23 protein-coding genes, 2 tRNA genes and 2 pseudogenes are annotated in these 22,603 nt (G+C 59.4%); 7 read left to right on the top strand and 20 right to left on the bottom strand.

The genetic code is table 11. The annotated features are described in order from the left end of the window. The first annotated feature begins 10 nt into the window (after window positions 1-10). From ACEN83_RS00705 to ACEN83_RS00725, 5 genes are all read left to right on the top strand, one after another. Window positions 11-328, top strand: a complete 318-nt coding sequence (locus ACEN83_RS00705; protein ID WP_015093053.1) for a hypothetical protein — start codon at window positions 11-13, stop codon at window positions 326-328. Further along, window positions 318-602 carry a helix-turn-helix domain-containing protein gene (locus tag ACEN83_RS00710; RefSeq protein WP_495579244.1) on the top strand — a complete coding sequence of 95 codons (285 nt, stop codon included), beginning with the start codon at window positions 318-320 and terminating at the stop codon, window positions 600-602. Before ACEN83_RS00705 ends, ACEN83_RS00710 begins: the two co-directional genes overlap by 11 nt. A gap of 219 nt (window positions 603-821) precedes the next feature. Beyond that, the gene (locus tag ACEN83_RS00715; protein WP_008046542.1) at window positions 822-1,043 is read left to right on the top strand and encodes a tautomerase family protein; all 222 of its coding nucleotides are present in this window, start codon (window positions 822-824) and stop codon (window positions 1,041-1,043) included. Beyond that, entirely contained in the window at window positions 1,040-1,696 is a 657-nt protein-coding gene (locus ACEN83_RS00720; protein ID WP_495579245.1) for a DsbA family oxidoreductase, read from the top strand. Before ACEN83_RS00715 ends, ACEN83_RS00720 begins: the two co-directional genes overlap by 4 nt. Before the next feature lie 40 nt (window positions 1,697-1,736). Then, window positions 1,737-2,447 carry an SDR family NAD(P)-dependent oxidoreductase gene (locus tag ACEN83_RS00725; protein ID WP_007972810.1) on the top strand — a complete coding sequence of 237 codons (711 nt, stop codon included), beginning with the start codon at window positions 1,737-1,739 and terminating at the stop codon, window positions 2,445-2,447. Window positions 2,448-2,512: 65 nt separating this feature from the next. Here ACEN83_RS00725 and ACEN83_RS00730 read toward each other — a convergent pair. The 7 genes from ACEN83_RS00730 to ACEN83_RS00760 form a co-directional block, all read right to left on the bottom strand. After that, window positions 2,513-2,588: transfer RNA gene (locus tag ACEN83_RS00730), tRNA-Thr, on the bottom strand. 78 nt (window positions 2,589-2,666) lie between these two features. Continuing rightward, window positions 2,667-3,491 (bottom strand): FkbM family methyltransferase, encoded by an 825-nt coding sequence (locus ACEN83_RS00735; protein ID WP_495579246.1) that lies wholly within the window; start codon window positions 3,489-3,491, stop codon window positions 2,667-2,669. 321 nt (window positions 3,492-3,812) lie between these two features. Further along, window positions 3,813-5,063, bottom strand: coding sequence for a methyltransferase (locus ACEN83_RS00740; RefSeq protein WP_495579247.1), 1,251 nt, complete (start codon window positions 5,061-5,063; stop codon window positions 3,813-3,815). Continuing rightward, on the bottom strand, window positions 5,044-5,733 hold the full coding sequence (locus ACEN83_RS00745) for an ABC transporter permease (protein ID WP_007972788.1): 690 nt from the start codon (window positions 5,731-5,733) through the stop codon (window positions 5,044-5,046). The genes ACEN83_RS00740 and ACEN83_RS00745 overlap by 20 nt, the downstream gene beginning before the upstream one ends. Continuing rightward, on the bottom strand, window positions 5,730-6,425 hold the full coding sequence (locus ACEN83_RS00750) for an ABC transporter permease (RefSeq protein ID WP_495579248.1): 696 nt from the start codon (window positions 6,423-6,425) through the stop codon (window positions 5,730-5,732). The genes ACEN83_RS00745 and ACEN83_RS00750 overlap by 4 nt, the downstream gene beginning before the upstream one ends. 72 nt (window positions 6,426-6,497) lie before the next feature. Beyond that, entirely contained in the window at window positions 6,498-7,247 is a 750-nt protein-coding gene (locus ACEN83_RS00755; RefSeq protein WP_007972785.1) for an ABC transporter substrate-binding protein, read from the bottom strand. Between the two features lie 13 nt (window positions 7,248-7,260). Then, window positions 7,261-8,034: an ABC transporter ATP-binding protein gene (locus ACEN83_RS00760; RefSeq protein ID WP_007972784.1), complete on the bottom strand. Its 774-nt coding sequence runs from the start codon at window positions 8,032-8,034 to the stop codon at window positions 7,261-7,263. Window positions 8,035-8,598: 564 nt separating this feature from the next. On the opposite strand from ACEN83_RS00760, the gene gabP reads away from it, so the two are divergent. Then, entirely contained in the window at window positions 8,599-9,990 is a 1,392-nt protein-coding gene (gabP, locus tag ACEN83_RS00765) for a GABA permease (protein ID WP_015093062.1), read from the top strand. 77 nt (window positions 9,991-10,067) lie between these two features. On the opposite strand, the gene vapC is transcribed toward gabP, so the two are convergent. The 6 genes from vapC to ACEN83_RS00795 form a co-directional block, all read right to left on the bottom strand. Continuing rightward, on the bottom strand, window positions 10,068-10,475 hold the full coding sequence (gene vapC, locus ACEN83_RS00770; RefSeq protein WP_495579249.1) for a type II toxin-antitoxin system tRNA(fMet)-specific endonuclease VapC: 408 nt from the start codon (window positions 10,473-10,475) through the stop codon (window positions 10,068-10,070). Beyond that, window positions 10,475-10,705 (bottom strand): type II toxin-antitoxin system VapB family antitoxin, encoded by a 231-nt coding sequence (gene vapB / locus ACEN83_RS00775; RefSeq protein ID WP_116580835.1) that lies wholly within the window; start codon window positions 10,703-10,705, stop codon window positions 10,475-10,477. The genes vapC and vapB overlap by 1 nt, the downstream gene beginning before the upstream one ends. A gap of 169 nt (window positions 10,706-10,874) precedes the next feature. After that, the gene (locus ACEN83_RS00780) at window positions 10,875-11,324 is read right to left on the bottom strand and encodes a hypothetical protein (RefSeq protein ID WP_218485850.1); all 450 of its coding nucleotides are present in this window, start codon (window positions 11,322-11,324) and stop codon (window positions 10,875-10,877) included. A 6-nt stretch (window positions 11,325-11,330) separates the two neighbouring features. After that, on the bottom strand, window positions 11,331-11,747 hold the full coding sequence (locus tag ACEN83_RS00785) for a hypothetical protein (protein ID WP_007972780.1): 417 nt from the start codon (window positions 11,745-11,747) through the stop codon (window positions 11,331-11,333). A gap of 36 nt (window positions 11,748-11,783) precedes the next feature. Further along, on the bottom strand, window positions 11,784-12,758 hold the full coding sequence (locus ACEN83_RS00790) for an alpha/beta hydrolase family protein (protein ID WP_495579250.1): 975 nt from the start codon (window positions 12,756-12,758) through the stop codon (window positions 11,784-11,786). A gap of 68 nt (window positions 12,759-12,826) precedes the next feature. Beyond that, window positions 12,827-13,885, bottom strand: a complete 1,059-nt coding sequence (locus tag ACEN83_RS00795; RefSeq protein WP_495579251.1) for a PDDEXK nuclease domain-containing protein — start codon at window positions 13,883-13,885, stop codon at window positions 12,827-12,829. 255 nt (window positions 13,886-14,140) lie between these two features. Between ACEN83_RS00795 and ACEN83_RS00800 the strand changes: the two genes are divergently transcribed. Next, entirely contained in the window at window positions 14,141-14,590 is a 450-nt protein-coding gene (locus tag ACEN83_RS00800; RefSeq protein WP_495579252.1) for a carboxypeptidase regulatory-like domain-containing protein, read from the top strand. A gap of 30 nt (window positions 14,591-14,620) precedes the next feature. On the opposite strand, the gene ACEN83_RS00805 is transcribed toward ACEN83_RS00800, so the two are convergent. The 7 genes and pseudogenes from ACEN83_RS00805 to ACEN83_RS00835 all read right to left on the bottom strand — a co-directional run bounded on the left by ACEN83_RS00805 (window position 14,621) and on the right by ACEN83_RS00835 (window position 22,547). Continuing rightward, the gene (locus ACEN83_RS00805) at window positions 14,621-15,427 is read right to left on the bottom strand and encodes a TSUP family transporter (RefSeq protein WP_495579253.1); all 807 of its coding nucleotides are present in this window, start codon (window positions 15,425-15,427) and stop codon (window positions 14,621-14,623) included. A 528-nt stretch (window positions 15,428-15,955) separates the two neighbouring features. Next, window positions 15,956-16,900: pseudogene (locus ACEN83_RS00810) on the bottom strand (calcium-binding protein); the annotation flags it as partial. A gap of 336 nt (window positions 16,901-17,236) precedes the next feature. After that, window positions 17,237-18,589 (bottom strand): annotated as a pseudogene (locus ACEN83_RS00815) (calcium-binding protein); the annotation flags it as partial. Between the two features lie 214 nt (window positions 18,590-18,803). Next, window positions 18,804-18,879 (bottom strand) — tRNA-Phe (locus ACEN83_RS00820). A gap of 103 nt (window positions 18,880-18,982) precedes the next feature. Beyond that, the gene (locus tag ACEN83_RS00825; protein WP_007972770.1) at window positions 18,983-19,255 is read right to left on the bottom strand and encodes an oxidative damage protection protein; all 273 of its coding nucleotides are present in this window, start codon (window positions 19,253-19,255) and stop codon (window positions 18,983-18,985) included. Further along, the gene (gene mutY, locus ACEN83_RS00830; RefSeq protein ID WP_495579254.1) at window positions 19,252-20,319 is read right to left on the bottom strand and encodes an A/G-specific adenine glycosylase; all 1,068 of its coding nucleotides are present in this window, start codon (window positions 20,317-20,319) and stop codon (window positions 19,252-19,254) included. The genes ACEN83_RS00825 and mutY overlap by 4 nt, the downstream gene beginning before the upstream one ends. Next, window positions 20,316-22,547: an AsmA family protein gene (locus ACEN83_RS00835; protein ID WP_495579255.1), complete on the bottom strand. Its 2,232-nt coding sequence runs from the start codon at window positions 22,545-22,547 to the stop codon at window positions 20,316-20,318. Before ACEN83_RS00835 ends, mutY begins: the two co-directional genes overlap by 4 nt. Window positions 22,548-22,603: the final 56 nt, after the last annotated feature.

Below are 22,603 nucleotides of genomic sequence, written 5' to 3' on the forward strand. Positions count from 1 at the left end.
AGTTCGGCCCATGTTCACGATTGTCGAAACCGAAATTTTCAAGCGTTATGCTGAGTCCATCTGGGACGATGGCGAACGTCATGAATTCATTACCTGGCTGGCGGCTAATCCGTTGGCCGGCGATGTGGTTCCTGGTAGCGGTGGTCTGCGCAAGGTTCGTTGGTCCCGTAGCGGGATGGGCAAACGAGGCGGTACTCGTGTCATTTACTACAACACGCTTTCTGAAGGCTCAATCTGGTTGTTAATCGCCTATACCAAGGCGAAGTTCGATAATTTGCCCGCAGCCTTCCTTAAACAGCTGAAGGAGGAAATCAGCAATGGCCAATGAACTGGAGCAATTCCAGCAGGACTTGCTGGACTCTGTGCGTCAAATGAAAGCAGGCAAAGCCGCTCGCGTGACAGAGGTGCCGCTATCTGCGGCAGCTGAAGCACGGGCCAAAGTAGGTGTGTCTCAAAGTGCATTCGCCAAGCTGATTGGAGTCAGTTTGCGTACGCTACAGGACTGGGAGCAAGGGCGACGGCAACCGACGGGAGCCGCACAAACGCTTCTGCGTGTGGCGAGTCAGCATCCAGAGGCCTTACTTGACCTTCAAGCGATTTAGCTAAGAAGCCAAACTCTCTTCTCGACACATCGCCGAAATTGAGAAAGTTGCCAAGTCTCTCGATGGGCGCGAGTACTTTGCACGTCCTCTCTTTAATTCATTACACCACGTAACGAATGAAGTTCCCGCCCCCACCTTTATCCCCTCCCGCCAACCCCATACATTCACCTCCAACGCCTCTCCCATCATCTCGACGGGAAGGTCACTGGAGTTGCCCTCATGCCTTTCGTAACCGTACGCATCACCCGCGATGGCGTTACCACTGAGCAGAAAGCTCAGGTGATCGCCGAAATCACTGAAACACTGGAACGCGTCCTCAACAAGCGCCCTGACCTGACCCACATCGTGATCGAGGAAGTCGACACCGATAACTGGGGTTACGCCGGTATCACCACCACCCAGTACCGCAAGCAACTGGCTGAGGCGGAGGGGCAGTCATGACGTCCTCCGTCACCATCGATTTCATCTCCGATGTGGTGTGCCCCTGGTGCGCGCTGGGGGCGACGGCGCTGGAGCAGGCGATCGAGAACGTGGCCGGGGAAGTCTCGGTCGAGCTGACCTACAAGCCGTTCGAATTGAACCCGAACATGCCGGCCGAAGGTGAGCCAGCGGTCGAGCACTTGATGCGCAAATACGGGCGCACTGCTGAAGACGTCGCTGCCGGCAAGGCCATGCAGATCGCTCGCGGCGAGGCCATCGGCTTCAAATTCGATCTGGAGAAGCGCACGCACTTCTACAACACCTTCGATGCACACCGCTTGTTGCTGTGGGCGTTGCAGGAAGGCCGGCAAGTCGAGCTGAAGAAGGTGCTGCTGCGGGGCTATTTCAGTGAGGGCCAGAACCCGAGTGATCACCAGGCGCTGGTGAGTCTGGCGACTGAAGCGGGGCTGGACGGGGCAGTTGCACAAGAGGTGCTGGCGTCCGGTGCGTTCGCCGCTGAGGTGCGGGAGCTTGAAGTGTACTACCAGCAGCGCGGCATCAATTCGGTCCCGGCCATGGTGCTGAACGGTCGCCACCTGGTGTCCGGTTCGCAATCGGTCGAGTACTACGAACAGATGTTGAGAGAAATGGCCAAGGCACATGCCGACGCCTGATTACAGATTTTCTACCCACTTTTAATTAGAGGTCTTCATCATGAGCATTTCGAAAAAAGTCATCGTAATCACCGGCGCATCCCAAGGTCTCGGCGACGGTATGGTCAAAGCCTTTCGTGAACTCGGTTATAGGATCGTCGCCACTTCGCGTTCGATCAAACCGTCCACCGATCCGGACATTCTCACCGTGGCCGGCGACATCGGCGAGCCGGAAACCGCCCGGCGCGTCATCCGTGAAGCGATGTCCCGTTTCGGTCGCATCGATACCCTGGTCAACAACGCCGGGATCTTCATCGCCAAGCCGTTCACCGCGTACACCGCAGAAGACTATGCCAATGTGCTGTCGGTGAACGTCAATGGCTTCTTCTACATCACCCAGCTCGCCATCGCCGAAATGGAAAAGCAGGGCAGCGGCCACGTCGTCAACATCACCACCAGCCTGGTGGACCACGCCATCGACGGCGTGCCATCGGTATTGGCTTCGCTGACCAAGGGCGGCCTCAACGCGGCCACCAAATCCCTGGCCATCGAGTACGCCAAGCGCGGGATTCGGGTGAACGCGGTCAGCCCGGGCATCATCAAGACCCCGATGCACGGCGCAGAAACTCATGAAGCACTGGGCAATCTGCACCCGGTCGGGCACATGGGCGAGGTCGATGATATTGCGCAAGCGGTCGTGTATTTGGACGGCGCCAAGTTTGTTACTGGCGAAATCCTGCACGTGGACGGTGGTCAGAGCGCGGGCCACTAAAAGCGCTTTTAGTGATCCCCGGAAACAACAAAGCCCCTGCATTTCTGCAGGGGCTTTGTTTTGTATGGTGCCGGCACCAGGAATCGAACCCGGGACCTACTGATTACAAGTCAGTTGCTCTACCATCTGAGCTATACCGGCGTGTCAGGGCGACGATTATAGCGATTGGATAGGTTCTGTAAACCCCTGAATTCTGACTATTTTTACGCGGGCTTCGGGTCAGGCGCGCAGCAGGGTTTTCTTGAGTTTCTGAATGGCTTTCCAGGTTCGACTGTTTTGCATTGCGCGCAGCTGTGCTTCGGCCTGTTCGGCGCGGTGCAGGGCGGCGGCGAGCTGGTTTTCGGTGTCGCTGACGGGGTGGCTGAAGTTGTGGCCTTTGCAGAACTGGAACTCGTCCAGGTTGCACGGCGGGATGTCGAAGGCGGGTTTGAGGTTCAGGTGTTCATCGGCGAGGTAGTAGGTGTTGATGCCGTCGAACAGGATGGACTGATAGCCAGCGTCGGTGACGAGGGTTTCCCAGGTCTGGTCGCGCTCCCACGGGGTTTCGATGAGGATGACCCACGGCCGCCACTGGGTGAAGTCCATGCCGCGCAGGACGGTCTCTTCGTGGCCTTCGACATCGATTTTCAGGAAGTGGATAGCGCGGCCCTGGGCGTGTTCTTCGCAGATGGATGTCAGGGTGCGCGATTGGACGGTTTGGCTGCGCACGTCCATGCCGGCGTCTTTGTGCATCTGCGCCATGGCCGGGTCGGCGGTCGAGAGGCCGGTGTCGGCGATGCCGTAGAAGGTCAGGCTGTCGGCGCTTTCGCCGGCCACGCATTGCAGGTTGGTGTCCTTGGGGCGTTGCTGGCACAAGGCTTCGTGGTAGTTGGGCATCGGTTCGACGTTGATACCGGTCCAGCCGTTGTCGTAGAACGCCTTGGTGACCGAGTCATGGGTGGGATCGTTTGCCCCGACGTCGATGTAGAAGCCGTTCTCGACGGTTTTGAGGGCGCGCCACAGGCGTATGTCTTCGAAATTCTGTGCGTAAGAAATGAACGTCACGGGCGCATCCTGTCGAAAGAATTTTCTTGTTCGTGGCCGCGCTACGGGCTGCCTTGCGTGTGTGTATATCAAGAGAAGGGAAAGGGTGCAATTTCCCCTGTCTGCGGTCCGGGATTAGGCGTTTATGTCGTTTTGATTAAATGCTTATGCACAATGGCGTTGGCAGCGCACCGGGTTTAGGCCAAATTTGTGGATCTGTTCTCATTTGTCCGCAAATACCTGTTTTTTCGATTTTTTATGCAGATGTACAAAATATGAACAGAAGGTTTCGACCCTGAAACAGGCGTGGATATTGGATCCACGATTATTTCATCAACAGAGTTATCCACAGGTTGGGGGTGTTTGAGCGCGTTCGGCCAGGAGCAGGAAATTACGCGGCGTGAGCGGGGTTTCGCAGAAGGTACCGACGCGGACCCTGTAGCCCTGTTCGGCGAGGAAAAGTGCCCGGTCGAGAACCAGCCAAAGCTCCAGCGGACGCCGGAAAAGTCCGCGTAGCAGCTCAAGGTTGCGCACCTCGGCCAGACGCTGCCAACCGGCAACTTCAAGCGCTGGCCAATCTTGCGGGCCGACTGTGGATAACTCTTTGAGTGCGGCCAGGTGATGGCAGTAATCGGCGAAGGGCTTGTCCAGCCAGGCGCTGGGCAGCGAAGGGGTTGGCAGGTACTCGTCAATGCCGCGCAGTTGCCGTTGCAGCAAGTCGAAACCCAGGCGCCGGGCCATGGAGGTGTCGCGTTGACGGCGCACGCGGGCGCCAGCGGTGACGGTTTCGCTCATGGGCAACGCGAGGTCGTCGAGGGAAAGCTGCAGGCCGGAGCCTTGGGCGGCCGAGGAAATCGGCGAGTAATGGGCAAGACTGATCCGGTTGTAGCAGCACGGCGCAATGGCGAGTTGTTTGCAGCCAGTCGCGCTGGCGAGTTGAATCAGCCGCACATGCAAATCACCGCAGGCGTGAAGCGCGACGGGCGTGTGGTGCGCACTCAGGAAAGTAGCGGCGTCTGCCGCGAGCACATCCTGTTGAATATGCAGCGCATGCAGGTGATGACGCTGGCTGAGTGTCTGGCCGCTGGTTACCAGTGCCGGGTCGTATTCCAGGCAAGTCAGTTGTTGCCCCGGTTGCAGCAGACGGCGCCCCAAGTGTCCCTTGCCCGAGCACCAGTCCAGCCAATGCTTCGGTGTTTCGCAGAACTGCAATCGACTGGCGAAGGCTTCGATCTGCTGCCATTTACGCCCCGGAACATCGACGTTCAGTCGATGGCCGGCCGCTTCGAGTGCGTGTGCAGGCAATTCATCCACAGCACTCAATGCAACGGACATCGATGCCAAGGAAGCAAAGGGTTCCGGCGCATTCAGGAGGGCAGGTTGATTGTGGGCGTTTTCCGCGTCTTCCAGTGACCGTTCGCGTAGCCATGCGGCCAACGCTGGGTAGGACGCTTCCCAGGGAAGCTGCAGATGAGTAAACGGCCGAGGTTTCCACAGTGCCTGGTGCTCTGTCAGAAACGCATCCAGCGCGGTGAAGCGGGCGAGCAGGGCCTCGCCCGTCAACACGTCTGTATCAACGCCCTTGGCAGGCATCGACGCGCAACCAGCGCTCCAGCAGCTTGAAGCCGCGCACCAGCACGTAAGCCATCACCAGGTAGAACATGCCCGCGGCGAAGAAGATCTCCACCGGCAGGTAGGTCCGGGCAATGATGGTGCGGGCCATGCCGGTCAGTTCCAGCAAGGTCACGGTGCTGGCCAGGGCGCTGGCCTTGAGCATCAGGATCACTTCGTTGCTGTAGGCGGGCAGGCCGATGCGTGCCGCGCGCGGCAGCATGATGAAGAACAGCGCTTTTGGCCTGGACATGCCCAGAGCCCGTGCCGCTTCGATCTCGCCCGGTGGAATCGCCTGAATGGCGCCGCGCAGGATTTCCGCAATGTAGGCCGCCGTGTGCAGGGTCATGGTCGCCGTGGCGCACCAGAAGGGATCGCGCAGATAGGGCCACATCGAACTGTTACGGATCACGTCGAACTGCGCCAGGCCGTAATAGACCAGGAACAGTTGAACCAGCAGCGGCGTGCCCCGGAAAAAGAAGATGTAGCCGTAGGGAAAGGCCCGCACCCACCACAGGCGCGACGAGCGGGCGATGCCCAGCGGAATGGCCAGCAGCAAACCGGCGATGACGGCGATGGCCACCAGTTCCAGGGTCAGGGTCGCGCCCTGGGCCAGTTTCGGCAGCCACTTGATGATGACTTCCCAGTTCATTGGGTGCTCCTCGCGAAGCCGCGGGCGGCGCGTTTTTCCAGGAAGTGCATGCCGGTCATCGCCAGCACCGTCAGGCCCAGGTACATGAAGGCGGCGACCATATAGAAGGTGAACGGCTGTTTGGATACGGTCACGCCGATTTGCGCGTGACGCATGATTTCTTCCAGGCCGATCACCGACACCAGCGCAGTGTCTTTCATCAGGATCATGAACAGGTTGCCCAGGCCGGGCAGGGCGATGCGCCACATCTGCGGCATGATCAGTTTGGTGAAGATGCGCCATTTCGACAGGCCCAGGGCCACGCCGGCTTCACGATGGCCTTTGGGGATGGCGATGATCGCGCCGCGAAACACTTCCGTGGCGTAGGCGCCGAAGCACAGGCCCAGCGCAATCACGCCAGCGGCGAAGGCATTGAGTTCTAGGTCGGGGTTGCCGAAGAACTCGCCCAGGGCACGCATCAGGTTGACCGTGCCGAAGTAGATCAACAGCACCCAGAGCAATTCCGGGATGCCGCGAACCAGGGTCGAATAAGTACCGCCAAGCCATTGCAGCGGCTTGTACGGGGAAGTCTTGGCCAAGGCGCCGAGCAGACCGAGCACCAGCCCCAGGCACAGGGCCGAGAGTGCCAGTTTCACAGTCATCAGCGCGCCAGCGGCGAGCGCCGGGCCGAATCCGTAGAGGTCGATAATCATGGATTTCTTTTCAAATCGCGGCAGGCAAGGCCGAGAACCGGCGCCATCAGGCGCCGGTCAGGCAGGTCAGAATCAATAGATGCTGAACGGGAAGTACTTGTCGTTGATTTTCTTGTAGGTGCCGTCAGCGACGATTTCTTTCAGCGCGGTGTTCAGCTTCGCGCGGATCGGATCGTTTTTACGCACGGCAATACCGATCTTGTCGCTTTCTTCCACCGGGTCGCCCTTGAACTCGTAGGCACGGCCAGCGTCGCTTTTCAGCCACTCGTAGTTGACGTACTTGTCGGCCAGGATGCCGTCCAGACGGCCGGAAGTCAGGTCGAGGTAGGCGTTTTCCTGGGTGTCGTAGAGCTTGATGGTGATGTCGTCACCATAGTTGTCTTCCAGGAAGGTGCCGGCCAGGGTCGCGCGCTGGGCGCCGATGATCTTGCCTTTGACCGAGGCCTTGTCGGTCTTGAAGTCGACGTCTTTCTTGGCGATGAACTGCAGCTTGTTGGAGTAGTACGGGTCGGTGAAGTCCACCGCTTGCTTGCGCTCGTCGGTGATCGACATCGAGGAGATCAGGAAGTCGAACTTCTTGGCGTTCAGGGCCGGGATGATGCCGTCCCAGTCGGAGGTCACGACGGTGCACTCGACTTTCATCTTGGCGCACAGGGCGTCGCCGATCTCTTTGTCGAAGCCGACGACATTGCCACTGGCATCTTTGTTGTTGAACGGCGGGTAGGCCGCTTCGATGCCCATCTTCAGGGTCTCGGCCATGGCACCGGCGCTGAACGCCAGGGTGACGGCGGCAGCCAGGAAGACCTTTTTGTAGTTCTGCATGTGGGTAGCTCCGTTAGCGGTTGCTGGACATGAATTGTTTGCAGCGCGCCGAAAGCGGGTTTTCAAACACCTGCTGTGGCGATCCTTGCTCTTCTACCAGGCCCTGGTGGAGGAACACCACTTCGCTGGACACCTGACGGGCGAAGCCCATTTCGTGGGTCACGAGCAGCATGGTGCGGCCTTCTTCGGCCAGCGCGCGGATGACATTAAGTACTTCCTGGACCATTTCCGGGTCAAGCGCGGAGGTGGGCTCGTCGAACAGGATGACCTTGGGCTGCATGGCCAGGGTGCGGGCGATGGCCGCGCGTTGTTGCTGGCCGCCGGACAATTGCGCCGGGTAGGCGTGGCGCTTGTCGGCGATGCCGACCTTGGCCAGCAGGGCTTCGGCGACTTCGATGGCTTCGGCCTTGCTCTGGCCGAGCACGCGGCGCGGGGCTTCGATGATGTTGTCGAGCACGCTCATGTGCGGCCACAGATTAAAGTTTTGAAACACAAAACCGATTTCGCTGCGCAGGCGATTGATCTGCTTGCCGTCGGCGGCCACCAGTTCGCCGTTCTTCGCAGCCTTGAGCTTGAGTTCTTCGCCGGCGACCAGGATCTGGCCCTGGTGCGGGTTTTCCAGCAGGTTGATGCAGCGCAGGAACGTGGACTTGCCGGAGCCGGAGGAACCCAGGATCGAGATCACATCGCCGTCGCGGGCGGTCAGCGAGATGCCTTTGAGCACCTCCAGCGAACCGTAGCGTTTGTGCAAGTTGCGGATTTCAAGCGCGGGCGTGGCCTCAGCCATGTGCGTTCCTCATATATGTTGCGCTCCTGCTGTTGGTGGCCTTCCTGGCGAGGCGGCCAACCTAGCATAGCGTTTCAATGGCAGCCAACAGCGCTACGGACGGTAAACGGCTGGCGTGTGGCAGGTTGTCGCATCGGCGCAGCAGACTGTCGCCCCATCAACAACCGAACAGCTGTTTGAACCTTGCCTGTGGGTAAAAAGCGCGGTGGCTGTCGCAAAAAAAGGCGCGATGTTGCCAGCTTTGACGGGGTGTTGGAAGCGCTATCCGGCCAAATGCAGCGGTTGTGCACTTTTAATGTGCGCCGGGCCATTTTCAGGAGTGTTTCCGGTGCGCGAATTTGCCCCGCAAAGTGGGTCGCAGAGTAACGTTCTGGCAAAGTGCCATTAAATTCAATGGGTTGCGATGACCGTCCGGTCGAAGTGAGATCACCGGGCTAGAGGGATTTGAAACATTTTGGCGCAATTATTGCGTGCAGAATCCAGAACGCCCCGTTGGCTTCTTTTTACGAGAAGGATCGCTGAACGGGATGCACGCATTCGCTTTTCCTTACAAAGGTAGTTTCAATGAGCAGTACCCAAAGCTCTAACGGCCTCGAACAGGGGCTCAAACCGCGTCATGTGACCATGCTGTCGATTGCCGGGGTTATCGGCGCCGGCTTGTTCGTCGGCTCGGGTCACGCCATCGCCGCTGCAGGTCCGGCTGTTCTGTTGGCTTACGCCGCCGCCGGCATGTTGGTGGTGTTGGTGATGCGCATGCTCGGCGAAATGGCCGTTGCCTCGCCGGACACCGGTTCGTTCTCGACTTACGCCGACCGCGCGATCGGTCACTGGGCCGGCTTCACCATCGGCTGGTTGTACTGGTGGTTCTGGGTTCTGGTGATCCCGTTGGAAGCCAACGCTGCCGCGACCATCCTGCATGCCTGGTTCCCAGGCGTGGACATCTGGGCCTTCGCCCTGGTCATCACGATGCTGTTGACCGTGACCAACCTGTTCAGCGTGAAGAACTACGGTGAATTCGAGTTCTGGTTCGCCCTGATCAAAGTGTTGGCCATCATCGGTTTCATCATTCTCGGCGTAGCGGCGATCTTCGGCTTCCTGCCGAACAGCCAGGTCAGCGGCGTATCGCACTTGTTCGACACCCAGGGCTTCCTGCCAAACGGCATGGGCGCGGTACTGGGCGCGATCCTGACCACCATGTTCTCCTTCATGGGCACCGAGATCGTGACCATCGCGGCCGCGGAATCGAAAAACCCTGGCAAGCAAATCTCCAAGGCCACCAACTCGGTGATCTGGCGGATCGGCTTGTTCTACCTCGTGTCGATCTTCATCGTTGTGGCCCTGGTGCCATGGAACGACCCGGTACTGGCAAGCCTGGGCTCCTACCAGACCGTGCTTGAGCGCATGGGCATCCCGAACGCCAAGATGATTGTCGACATCGTGGTACTGGTTGCTGTGACCAGCTGCCTGAACTCGGCGCTCTACACCTCGTCGCGGATGCTGTTCTCCCTGGGCAAACGCGGTGATGCACCGGCCATGTCCACGCGCACCAACAAAAGTGGCACGCCTTACTGGGCGGTGATGTTGTCCACCGGCGCTGCGTTCCTGGCAACATTCGCCAACTACGTGGCCCCGGCTGCCGTGTTCGAATTCCTGCTGGCCAGCTCCGGCGCCATCGCGTTGCTGGTGTACCTGGTGATCGCGATTTCGCAACTGCGCATGCGCAAGCAGCGTATGGCCCGTGGTGAGAAAATCGTCTTCAGCATGTGGCTGTTCCCGGGCCTGACCTACGCGGTGATCGTCTTCATCGTTGCGGCCCTGACCATCATGCTGTTCCAGGATGCCCATCGCGTGGAAATCCTCGCGACCGGCTTGCTCAGCGCCCTGGTGGTAGCGGCCGGCTTGCTGGTGGCTCGCCGTCGCAAACTGGAAAAGCGTGGCGCGGTAGTGCTGAACTGATCCATATCGCGTAACGCAAAACGGCCGCTGTCAGTGATGACAAGCGGCCGTTTTTGTTTCTGGCGATTGCTCTGTGTTCATTCGACATGAACCCAGTCTTCCACGCGTAACCCCGGAACGCGCTCAAACTCCCGCAGATTGTTGGTGACCACGATAAATCCGCGTGAGCGTGCGTGCCCGGCAATCATTTGGTCGTACGGGCCTATGGGGGTGCCGGTCTTTGCCAGTTCGGATCGAATCATTCCGGTGTGCGCTGCTGCTTCGTTGTCGAAGGGCAGGACTTCAAGTCGGGCAGCAAAGCCCTCGATGACCGCCAGGTTTTTTTCGGGTGCTGCTGACTTTTCCGCTCCGTAGATCAGTTCCATCAGCGTTATCGCACTGATGCACAGTTGGCCGTGATGACGGTTGAACGCCTCCCGTACCGCCTGTGGTTTGTTCTTGATGGTGAAGATGCAGATGTTGGTATCGAGCATGTACTTGATCATCAGAACGACTCACGCTCCTGCTCGGCAGGTTGCTCGCGATCGGTCATGAAGTCTGCAGTGACGCTTTCGCCATCGAACCAACTGTCCCAGGTTTCACCCGCGGGCGTGATGATGCGGCTTCTGCCGACGGCGACGACGTCGACCCGTTTCACGTCGCTTGGCATGGCCACGGCTTTTGGCAGGCGAACGGCCTGGCTTCGATTGCTCATGAAAAGGGTTGTCTGTTCCATTTGGACCTCCTGCACCGTTGCTGGCGCTTTGAGTCAAAAGGATAGGTTTTGTGTTGGATATGTCAATGGGATATACGTGGTGCCTGACGGAAGGAAAGTGCCCAATTCGGAGCAAAAAAAGGCCGCTGTCTGTGATGACAAGCGGCCGTTTGTGTTTGCGCCGTAACTCTTACTCGGCTTTTTCTTCCGGCGTTTCCTGCGACTCGCGGTAGGCGTCCAACGCGGTGCCGAAGTCAGTAATGAACTGCGGCTCGCTCAGCCATGCCTGGGCGGCGTCGCGGTCCATGCCGTCGGCCCACATACGGTAGTCGATCAGCATGTCGGCGGCCAGGTGGGTGGCGGCCATGCCTTCGTCGTCGGCGTTTTCCATGTCCAGCAGTTCTGGGTGGTCGACGATGATAAAGGCGAGATTCGTCAGCAGGACCGAGAGCATTTCGCTGCGGCTGACGGCTTCGGCGTCGCGCATTTTGCTGAACATCGCCAGGGTGTATTCCGGGATCGGCTCGGGGAAATCGGGCAGGTCCTGATCCACGATGGATTTTCTGCCGACCATGCGGATCTGCTTGGCTTTGGCTTTTGCACGCTTGGCGCGTTTCTGTTGCTTGTTCAGGGAGGCCATGGGAACTCAGTTCGGTTTCTGTTGGGTTTGCGCGGCAATGGCGTCGGACGCCGCCACGTAGTCGGCCTGGAAGGCCGGTGATTCGATCCACGCCAGGGCGCCGGCTTCGTCTGTTTCGGCCGACCATTGGCGATATTCGATCAGCGCGGCGAGGATGAAGTCCATCGCGCCTTCTTCGCCTTCCTGCTCGTACACCAGTTCCAGCAACGGGTCTTCGAGGAAGGCCGTGCACATGGCTTGCTGGCTGATCTTTTCGGCGTCGATCATTTTCTTGAACAGTTCGGTCAGATCCACCGACTCGAAGTCGATGCGATCGTCGTTCGGGTCCAGTTCGACCGGCGCGGCGGCCCGCTGGGTGCGGTTCTGCTTGGCCTTGGCCTTGGCGCGGGAGGCGCGTTTGTGCTGCTTGTTGGCGGAGGCCATGGGTGTCGTTCCGTATTCGTTGAAAGGGCAACTGACTTAGCTGCGCGGCACTCGCCGCCCGGGGGTATCGGGGGCCAGTTCGCCGTTTTGCAGCCAGGCCAATGCAATGGGCCATAGTGTGGCTTGGTATGGGCTGCGAAAAAAGGCGAAATGTCCGACTTCTTCTTCGCCGATGTCTTCGGGATGGATACGCAGGTGGGAGTTTGTGCTGCCGGTGAAGTAGCCGAGCAGGCGTTCGATGGCCGGGACCGTGCCGTAGGGATCGTCGCTGATGCTGATGGCCAGGGTTTGTGCGGTGACATCGGCAAAGGGCAGTTGCCCGCTTGTTGTGCTGATCGCGCGGCCGCTGGAGCGTTTCTCGTAACGGGCAGTGGACAGGCTCCAGTCACGGACCACGCCGGCGGGTGTGTCCTCGAGCCATCCGAGGCGTTTGCCCGGGAAGTAACCGTAGATCATCGTCACCAGTGGCATCAGCACATGCCACTTGGCAAACATCCGCCAGCGATGGGCGGGCGCATAGTCGCGCCAGTAGGCGAATTGCGCTCCGACCGTCACCAGACGCCGGATCAGGTGCCCGGAGGCCCCCAGGCCCGCTGCACAGCCGCCAAAGCTGTGGCCGACCACATCGACAGGCTGTCCGGGGAACTCACGCTGTGCGCGCTTGAGCATCGCCTCGAAATCCAGCGCTCCCCAATCGGTCCATGAAGCCTTCAGGCCTTTGAGCGATGCCGGCCGCGACTCGCCGATGCCACGGTAGTCATAGGTGATGACATCGAAGCCATGATCGGACAGATAGTCGGCGAAGCGCGAGTAATGACGACAACGAACCGAGGTGGCGGCATTGATGATCACGACCGGACGAGCGGCATCGTGAGAAGGGTGTCGCCAGGTGAAGCCACCGAGGACAAAGCCGTCTGCAGCGGTTTCCTTGAATGGTTCGCCGGACGCGACGCATTGCAATGGCAACTCGATTTGAGTTGGAGCGAGTGAAGGCGTGTCCTGCAAATTCATCGGCGTCGGACCTTTGCGGGTAGCTGCCAACGATAGTCTTGATGGCGTTGATGAACAATCCATTGGCCTCAACGCAGTGATTGATCGAGCAGGCGTTTTTCAAGAGCCGCCCATTCCCGATCCAGTTCGTTACGGAGCTCCTCTTCACTCGGCAGGACGAGCTTGTACTTGCTGGCGAGCAGTTGTTCGCTTCCTTCCTGCATTGAGTAGCGCACCACGGATTCATCTTTTTGCGCCCGGAGAATGATGCCGACAGTGGGGCCGTCTTCCACGCCGCGTTTCAGGTCGTCGTACATGCGCACGTACATGTCCATCTGCCCCACATCCTGATGGCTCAGTTCACCGCGCTTGATATCGAAGATGACGAAGCACTTGAGCAAGTAGTTGTAGAACACCAGGTCGATGTAGAAGTCTTTGCTGTCGGTACTGATGCGTTGCTGGCGGGCTATGAACGCGAAGCCCTTGTCCAGCTCCCGCAAGAAGCCTTGCAGTTGTTCGATCAGCGCCTGTTCGATCTCGCTTTCCTGAAGTTTGCCGGCATTGGGCAAACCCAGAAACGCCAGGACCACCGGATCACGGATGAAGTCCCGAGGGCTGGCCTTCATGTTTTGAATGTTGGTGGCGGCCTCCTGCTTGACACTGCCGCGATCGCGGCTCGCCAGCAGGCGTTCGTAGTACAGCGTATTGATCTGGCGTTCCAGGGCGCGGCTTGACCACTTTTGGGTGGCTGATTCGTTCATGTACCAGAGACGGGCACTGTCGTTGTCGACCCGAAGCAGGTGCAGATAGTGGGTCCAGCTCAATTCGTGACGCAGTGCGTTGCGAATTGGAAACGCCTGATAAAACTGGCGCATTTTCCGCAGATTGGTTTCGTCAAAGCCTTTCCCGAATTCTGCAGTAAGCCTGTTTGCCAGGGTCGACAGTAACTCTTTGCCATACCTTACCCGCCGAGCGCCTTCCTGCTCGAGCTCGACGATATGTCGCCCGATCTGCCAACAGGTTTGCACCTGAACGGTATCGACCGCCCGAAGCACCTTCTGACGTGCCTGATGGATCGATTTGCCAAGGTTTCCAAGCAGTGAAACCAGATAGGGATCGTGAGTGTCGTTGGGTGTGAGGGCTGTCATGAGGTCTTCCGCCGCAGATTGGATAAGCGAAAGAGAATGACCAGTGAACCCCCTTCGAAGCTGCCGGGAGTGACTGAAAAACAGGCAGGGAAAACCGGATTCACTGGCAGGACGTGTCGGAGGGCAGGCGAGGGCTGAGGAGCAAATGGCGTAGTACGTTTCGTACTCAGGTCAAATCAATCTAAAACACCTCCCTGCGACTGGAAATCCAAAGAGTGTAACGATTGGGTTCGGCAGAACCCGGGAGTCGTCATCATGAAGTACCTCCATTCACTCCTGTTACCACTCACCGCCGTCGGCGTGCTGATGTTTCCATCGATATCACCCGCCGCCAGCCTTGATCCAGTCGACAGTACTGGCGTACAGGTGCAGCGCCAGGAGCAAAACGGCATCGCCTACCTGTCCGGCGGTATCGGCGAGGATGAGTCCAGGGCCATCCAGCAGACCACCGGCTATAACCTGCACATGACGTTCTCTGTCGGGACGGGAAATGAATACATTCCTGACGTGAGCGTGGTCATCCAGAAAGCCCCGGGGCAAACCGTGCTGATGCTCAATGACGCCGGTCCGCTGGTTTACGTGAAGCTGCCTGCCGGTAAATACACGGTCATTGCGACGCGCAAGGGCGAAACCCGGCAGGACGTTGCCGATGTTGGCAGTGGTGCAGCCCGTAACCTGGTTTTTCACTGGAATGATGCGAGTTAGCGAGAGGCTCTAAGCCCTGAGTCCTGCGACTCAGGGTTTTTCGTTATTAACGCCCGCGTACGCTTGGAGGAGAGCAACGCGCAAAGGGTTGGTTTCTACGCTCAGCAGCTTGATGGCCAAGGCGCAGCAGACCACGATCAACATGGGTTTGATCAGCCGTGGTCCGACCCGAACAGCGGCCCGTGCACCCAATTGAGCGCCGATGAAGGCCGCCAAAGCCATGGCTATGGCTACCGGCCAGATAATCACACCTTTGGTGATAAAGACCGACAGAGAGCCGAGATTGCAAGAGGCGTTGGCAAGCTTGGTAAAACTCATGGTCCGCATCATGCCCAGGCCGCAGAGCAGTACAAATCCGACAATGAAGAAAGAGCCCACGCCGGGGCCAAATATACCGTCGTAAAAACCCAGGATCGGCGCCACGGTAAAGGAAAAGAACAGAACACCAATTCTCTTGCGTCGATCTTCGTTGGCCAGCTTTGGAGAAAACGCAAAATAGATGGCTACCAGAATCAGCATGATAGGCACGCAAACTTCCAGGTAGTGTTTATCAATAGAGCTGACCAGCAAGGCACCACTGGCGCCACCAATAAATCCGCAAATAACCAGGAAACGGCCTTCGCGCCACTCGATCATTCCTTTGCGAGCGAAGGTCACCGTTGCCGAAACAGTGGCCGAAGCTGCCTGGAACTTGTTCGTTGCAATTGCACTGATCGGATCTACACCTGCCAGAAACAATGCAGGCAGGGTGATCAAACCGCCCCCACCAGCAATCGCATCAAAAAAGCCAGCGCAAAAAGCGACGAGCGCCAACATGCCAATTACATCCAAGGACATTGCATTCTCTCTTTATGGTTATTGGCCGGTCATCACATGACGGGTCGTTCAACAGCCTGATCACATAAGGAATCAGCCCTGCAGCACTAACGGGTCCTCTGAAACAACGATGGGGGTAGAAAATTTTGAAAGTCCGAAAATACGAACCAAGACCCGTCTGTTGTCTCTGATGACATCGCGACAGTGCAGTGCCCGGATGTTATTGATGATCATGGCCGATTCCTGGGTCAGCGTATGTCATCCGTTTCCGTTACAGCATACGGAGCGTTCCGACAGACCCGAGAGACTGCCAGGAATGGCCGAACATAAATACCTGACGCATCTGGGCCTCAACCCCGGCAAGCGTTACAGGCGCTTGCTGGCATGGCGATAGGGCGATAGGGCGGAGGGGGAATTGATGCTTCGCCCGGCGTTTCGAGGGTATCTGGAGCGGTGCCTCATCAAATCCCGGGCATAAAAAACCCTGAATCCTGCGACTCAGGGTTTCGGTATTGGGTGCGGGTGTTATGCCGGCACAACCACCCTCTATCAGGCAATCAGATCGGCAGTTTGCAGGTTGCTTACCCCAAGCAACTGAATTTCGAACTCCGCGGCGGTGTCGGCGTCGGTGCTGCCGTAGAGAATGCCGTCGGCGAACCGTAGCTGCCCCGTGGCATTGCTGCTGAACGCGTTGGAGCCGATGAAGCTGAACGCATCGTTGGTCACAGTCGCCAGGTTGGCGTCCAGGGTCGACAGGTCGATCTTGTCGCCTTCGCTGGCCTTGAAATCACCAATGACATCGCGCAGGGCGGCGCCCAGGCCCATTTCACTCAAGGCGTTGAAGTCGAATGTGTCGGCCCCGGCGCCGCCATAAAGCTTGTCCAGGCCCGTGCCGCCGATCAGCAGGTCGTTGCCGGCTCCACCGGTGAGCGTGTCGTTGCCGGCACCGCCGGTGAGGGTGTTGGCGAGCGCATTGCCGGTCAGGGTGTCGTGATAGGCGCTGCCCGTGAGGTTTTCGAAGTTCAACAGGGTGTCGGAGCCAGAGCCGCCGGTGGCTTGCGCGGTGGTCAGGCCCAGATTGACCGTCACCGCCGCCGTGGCGTAGGCATAGGACAAAGTGTCGATACCGGCGCCACCATTGAGGATGTTATTGCCGGCCCCGGCGTCGATGACGTTGTTGAGGCTGTTACCGGTGCCATTGGCATTGCCGGTCGCCAGCAGGCGCAGGTTCTCGACGTTGTCGCCCAGGGTGTAGGCGCCGAGGAAGCTGTAGACGCTATCGGTGCCGCCGGTGCTGGCCGTGGCGTTGGTCTCGCTGACGATATCGCCGGCATTGTCGACGTAGTAGCGGTCCGAGCCATCGCCACCGACCATGCGGTCGGCACCGGCAACGCCATTGAGAATGTCGTTGCCGGCACCACCCGTGAGGGTGTTGGCAAGCGCATTACCGGTCAGGGTGTCGTGATAGGCGCTGCCCGTGAGGTTTTCGAAGTTCAACAGGGTGTCTGTGCCGGAGCCACCGGTGGCTTGCGCGGTGGTCAGGCTCAGGCTGGCCGTTACCGCCGCCGTGGCATAGGCATAGGACGCGGTATCGATACCGGCGCCGCCATTGAGGATGTTGTTGCCGGCCCCGGCATCGATGATGTTGTTGAGGCTGTTGCCGGTGCCGTTGGCATTGCCGGTCGCCAGCAGGCGCAGGTTCTCGACGTTGTCGCCCAAGGTGTAGGCGCCGAGGAAGCTGTAGACGCTATCGGTGCCGCCGGTGCTGGCCGTGGCATTGGCTTCGCTGACGATGTCGCCGGCATTGTCGACGTAGTAGCGGTCCGAGCCATCGCCGCCGATCAGGCGGTCGGCCCCGGCGCCGCCATCGAGCGAGTCATTGCCTGCACCGCCGTTCAGATGGTCGTTGGCGCGGCCACCTGTAAGCGTGTCATTGCCCGCGCCGCTGTCGATGATCACGCTGCCGGCACCGGTCCAGGTCAGGGTGTTGGCCAGGGCATCGCCTGACAGGCTGGAAACCTTGTTGCCGTTCGCGTCAAAGCGCTGGCTGTAAACGTCAACTTGCCCGCTCGCCTTCGAGGACTCCCAGGCAACCACGTAGCCGCCATCGGCCAATGCAGTCACCTGGGAGAACAATTGATTGTCGGTTGTCGTGGTGTTGATGCGGGTTTCTGTGCCCACCTTGACGCCGCTGCCATTGAAGCGCTGGCAGAAGATGCCATTGACATCACCGGTGCCCTGGCCTGCCCAGGTCACCAGATAACCGCCATCCGTCATGGCGGTGACATTAGGCTCTTCCTGATTGCCTGCGGTGGTGGTGTTCACCCGGGTTTCCACGCCCACTTTTACGCCAGCGGCATTGAAAAGCTGCGCGTAGATATCGCCCGGTGCATCGGTTTCGTCGTTGCCATCGCCATCATCGGGGGCCGATTGCCAGGTGACGACGTAGTTACCGTTACTCAGGACCTTCACGACAGGGTCTGTCTGCTCGTCGGCAACCCTGGTGCTGATGCGGACCTCTGCGCCCGACTTGCTGCCGTCGGCCTTGAATCGTTGGCCGAAGATGCCGTATGCATCGTCTTTTCCGTTGCCCTCCCAAACCACCATGATGCCGCCATCGGCAAGGTCGGTGACAGTAGGGCCATCCTGGTCGGACAGAGTGGTGGTAGCGACGCGAGTCTCCACCCCGACCTTCGCCCCGCTGGCGTCATAGCGCTGCAAGTAACCGCCCCAACCGCTGCCGTCCTGGCCGAACGAAGCCCAGGTCACCACGAAACCGCCGTCCTTCAGCGAGGTGATCTCCGGGCTGTCCTGCGTGCCGATTCTGGTTGTGTTGACGATGAACTCGCTTCCAACCTTGACGCCATTGGCGTTGTAGACCTGGGCGGCGATGTCGGCCATGTCGTCGAAGGTATCCGACTTCCAGGCGACCACGTAGCCACCGTTGGCCAATGCGATGATGGTGGGATCTTCCTGTGCGCTGTTGGTCACTTTGTTGACCAGGGCTGGCCCGCCGACCTTCACGCCGCTGGCGTTATAGCGCTGGGTATAGATGTAATCGGTAAAGCTTGTTCCCTGATCGCTCCACGCCACGATGTAACCACCGTCCTTCAGAGCCGTGAGGGAGGGCTCGGAGTTTTTGCCAGTCGTAGTGTTGACGCGGATTTCGCCCAGGGTTGGCATTGCAAATTCCTTTTATGCAAAGAAAACGGAAGTGGCTGGCAGTTTACAGCGCAAAACGATGGCGTCAAATTGCCATCATTCGTCGGGCGTATCGGGTGGGGGAGTTAAGGCGGGGGTGGAGAGTGACTTGGTCTGGAGGTGGTCCGGCGACCATCAAATCGCAGGCAATAAAAAACCCCAAGGAATCATCTTCGCTTGGGGTTTTTCGGTATTTTGGTGCCCAGAGACGGAATCGAACCGCCGACACGGGGATTTTCAATCCCCTGCTCTACCGACTGAGCTATCTGGGCAACGGGGCGCATTAAACGGGTTTTTCAGGGGGGCGTCAAGCAAGTTTTCAAAAAAATTTTAATTATTACCGTCGCTTACGTTCCGACCCCCGAAATATCGGGGTTATTCCGACGGCGGTACGTAGCCTTCGGCCTTGGCGTAATCCTCGCCGGAGAAGTACTTGTCCATTTCGCCCTGAAGATATTTGCGATCTTCGGCGTTCATCATGTTCAGGCGTTTTTCATTGATCAGCAGGGTCTGGTGTTTTTGCCAGTCGGCCCAGGCCTTGGCCGAGACGTGGTCAAAAATGTCCTGGCCTTTGGCGCCCGGGAAGGGAGCGCGCTCCAGGCCTGGCAATTCTTCTTTGTACTTGCGGCACATGATGGTGCGGGTCATGACGACTCTCCTGCGTTCAATACGGCGGCCGCGCGTTCGAGCAAGGTTTTGACCGGGGCGGCAAGGCCCAGGCGCGGCGGGGTGGCGAGGTTATACCAGAGCCAGTCGGCCTCGGCCACGTGGTGGCCGGTCTCCTGGACCTGAACCAGCCAGGGTTCGATGGATAACTGAAAATGGCTGAAGGTGTGCACCAGGCTCGGCAATGCCTGTTGGGTGCCCAGTTCCAGCGAGTGCTGCTCGGCCAGGTGTGACAGGTCGTCGAGGTCGTCGAGTTCCGGCAAGCTCCACAAGCCGCCCCAGAGGCCCGTAGAGGGGCGACGGTAAAGCAGGATGGCACCTTCGGCGTTGGCCAGCATCGGCATCAGCGTACGCTTCTGTGGGATGGCCTTGCGCGGCTTGGGGATCGGGTAACGGGTTTCCAGGCCGAGCAGGTGCGCCTCGCAGCCTTTTTCCAGCGGGCACAGCAGGCAGCTCGGTTTGCTGCGAGTGCAGAGCGTGGCTCCAAGGTCCATCATCGCCTGGGTGTAGGCGTTGACCCGGTCGTGCGGCGTAAAGCGCTCAGCGTTGGCCCAGAGCTGCTTGGCGACCTTCGGCTCGCCCGGGTAGCCCTCTTGCGCGGTAAAGCGCGCCAGGACGCGCTTGACGTTGCCGTCGAGGATCGGCGCGCGCAGGCCCATGCTGATGCTGGCAATGGCACCGGCGGTGGACAGGCCGATCCCGGGCAGGTCCGTGAGCTTTTCCACGTCCCGGGGAAATTCGCCGCCGTACTGCTCGACGACGATCTTCGCGGTTTTCTGCAAATTGCGCGCGCGGGTGTAGTAACCCAGGCCGGTCCACAGGTGCAGCACTTCGTCTTCAGGTGCTGCGGCCAGGGCTTCGACCGTTGGCAATGAGGCCATGAAGCGGTCGAAGTAGTTCAGCACGGTGCTGACCTGGGTCTGCTGCAGCATGATTTCCGAGACCCATACCCGATACGGGTTGATGTCCTGCTGCCAGGGTAAATCGTGACGGCCGTGGCGGTCGAACCAGTCCAGCACCGCCGTTGAAAACTGCTCGGCTCTCATCGCTTGAACAGCCCCTTGAGCGCGTCCTTGAGTTGCGGGTTGACCTTGTCGCCCAGTTTCTCGTCGATCTTTTCGCTGATTCTCTCGCCGGCCAGTTTGGCCGCGACCTGGCTCATGCGTTCGTTATCCACACGGCAGGCCTTGGCACCCAGCTCCAGTGGGCCACGGCAGCGCAGTGGCCACTCGATGCCGACAAACTTGTCGCCGACCTGACAGGCCGGGTCCGGCATGGCGCTGGTATCGCCCTCGACGATGATGCCGACGCGGTAGTCCATGCCCAACACGCGCAGATCGATGTCACCGTCACCGTTGACGGTCATGCCCGGGATGCGCACTTTCAGGTCCGGATTGCTGGCGACACCGTTACGCAAGGTCAGGTTGCCCTTGAGCTCCTGGAACGGGGTGTCCTTGCCGCGTGGCTCGCCGCTGAGGGTTTTGCGGTTGAGCGTAGCGATGCCTTTGCACAGCTGTTGCTCGAGGTTGGCGTTGAGCAGCACGCCATTGTTGATGACGAAACTGGCGTTGCCGTTGAGGGTTTCGATCAACGCCTTCTGGCTGTTGCCGTTGCCGGTCAGGTTGCTGTTGAGCGTGACCAGGCCCTTGACCGGTGGATTCTTGCCCTGGCTTTCGAGGATTTTTTCCGCCGGTACCCGGCTGATCTTCGTCTGTAGGTTCAGCGCCGGCACTGGCTGGCGCACATCGAGCGTGCCGGTGGTTTCAAAGTTGCCCTCGTACAGGTCGCCGCGCAGGTTGGCCAGTGTCAGCAGGCCGCCCTGGCCAGTGGCCTTGAGCGCAGCGTTATGGATCGGCAGTTTTTGCAGGGTCAACTGGCCAAAGGTCAGGTCGGCGTCCACATCGAGCTTGCTCAAGCGTTCCACTGGCAGCAGGCGCTCGCTGCTCCACGCGTCCTTGGTCGGCGCGGGTGGCAACGGTGTGCTGCCGGCGCCGGCCATCGCATCGGCTTCGGTGCTGGCGACTTCGGCCTGACGCACTTGTGTCGCGCTATTGGCCTCGGTGGATTTCGGCGGCAGGTAACGGTCGACGTTGAAGGTGTCGGCCTTGAGCACAGCGCGCAGCGATTGCTTGGCGAAGTCTTCCACCGCGATGCGGCCGCTGAAGGTGCTGTCGTCGACTTTCAGGTTGAGGTCGTCGAGCGCCAGGCTGGTCGGTGTCGCGGCCAACCGGCTGACCAGCTCGACTTTGCTCAGGCTGCCTTCGGCCATGGCCGGGAGTTTCTGGCCGATGCTGTCGACGAATTTAGCCAGGTCGAACTGGGCAATCGAGATGCCGCCGCTGATCTGTGGGGTCTTGTCCAGATCGTTGACCTTCAGTTCACCCAGTGCCCGCAACTGGTTGGCAGAGACCTTGATGCCGGTCCACTCGGCCACGTTGGCGGCCTTGTCCAGCACCAACTGGCCCTGGGCGGAGAACGTCACGGCCTTGCCTTGCAAGGGGTCGCCGGTCACTTCACCCGACAGCCTCATGTCTTCGAACTGATAGCGCTGCAGGGCACGTGCGATGCGCAACTCACCGTTGAGTTCGGTACGCACCCGCAGTGCCGGCTGGTTGGCTGACAGGAAAGCCGTGAGCTTGAGCGGAATGTTGACGGAGTCATGGACCGCGCCGGTGCTCAACTGAATGCTTTCGGCACTGAAGGTCTTGCCGGTTCGTTCGTCGGTGTATTCGACGCGTGCGTTGTTCACGGTCAGGCTGTCGATGTCCAGGCGGATCGGCTGAGGCGGTTTTTCCGCCACGGTGCCGGTTTCGGGCGCGGGCTCGGTAGCGGCTGGCGGGGTGCCGGTCGCGTCGGTGCCGGCCGTTGCAGGCAGCTTGCCGATGTCCTCCCAGTTGCCATGACCCTCCTTGTCGCGGGTCAGGCGCAGGTTCAGGCCTTCGACGCGTACGTCGCTCATCTGCACTTCACGGCGCAGCAGCGGCAGTACGCGCACCGACAGGCCGAGCATCTGCAAGTCGGCGTACGGTTCGGTCGGTTTGACCATGGTCGCGACACTGGCGTCGTGCAGCTCCAGGCCCAGCCACGGGAACAGGCTCCAGCCGATATCGCCATTGAGCGTCAGCTCGATGTGGGCTTTGTCGCGGGCAATCTGGCGAATCTCGTCTTTGTAGTCGTTGGGATCGAAGAGGTGGGTCAGGGCAAAGCCCAGCGCCACAATGATCAGCAACAGCCCGAGAAGTACCAGACCCAGGATTTTGCCGAACGCTTTCATGGGCGAGTCCTTGTAATTAGTCGAATTCAAAATTTAGCCGGGGAGTATAGCGCCCC

Source organism: Pseudomonas sp. Pseusp49 (assembly GCF_059491875.1).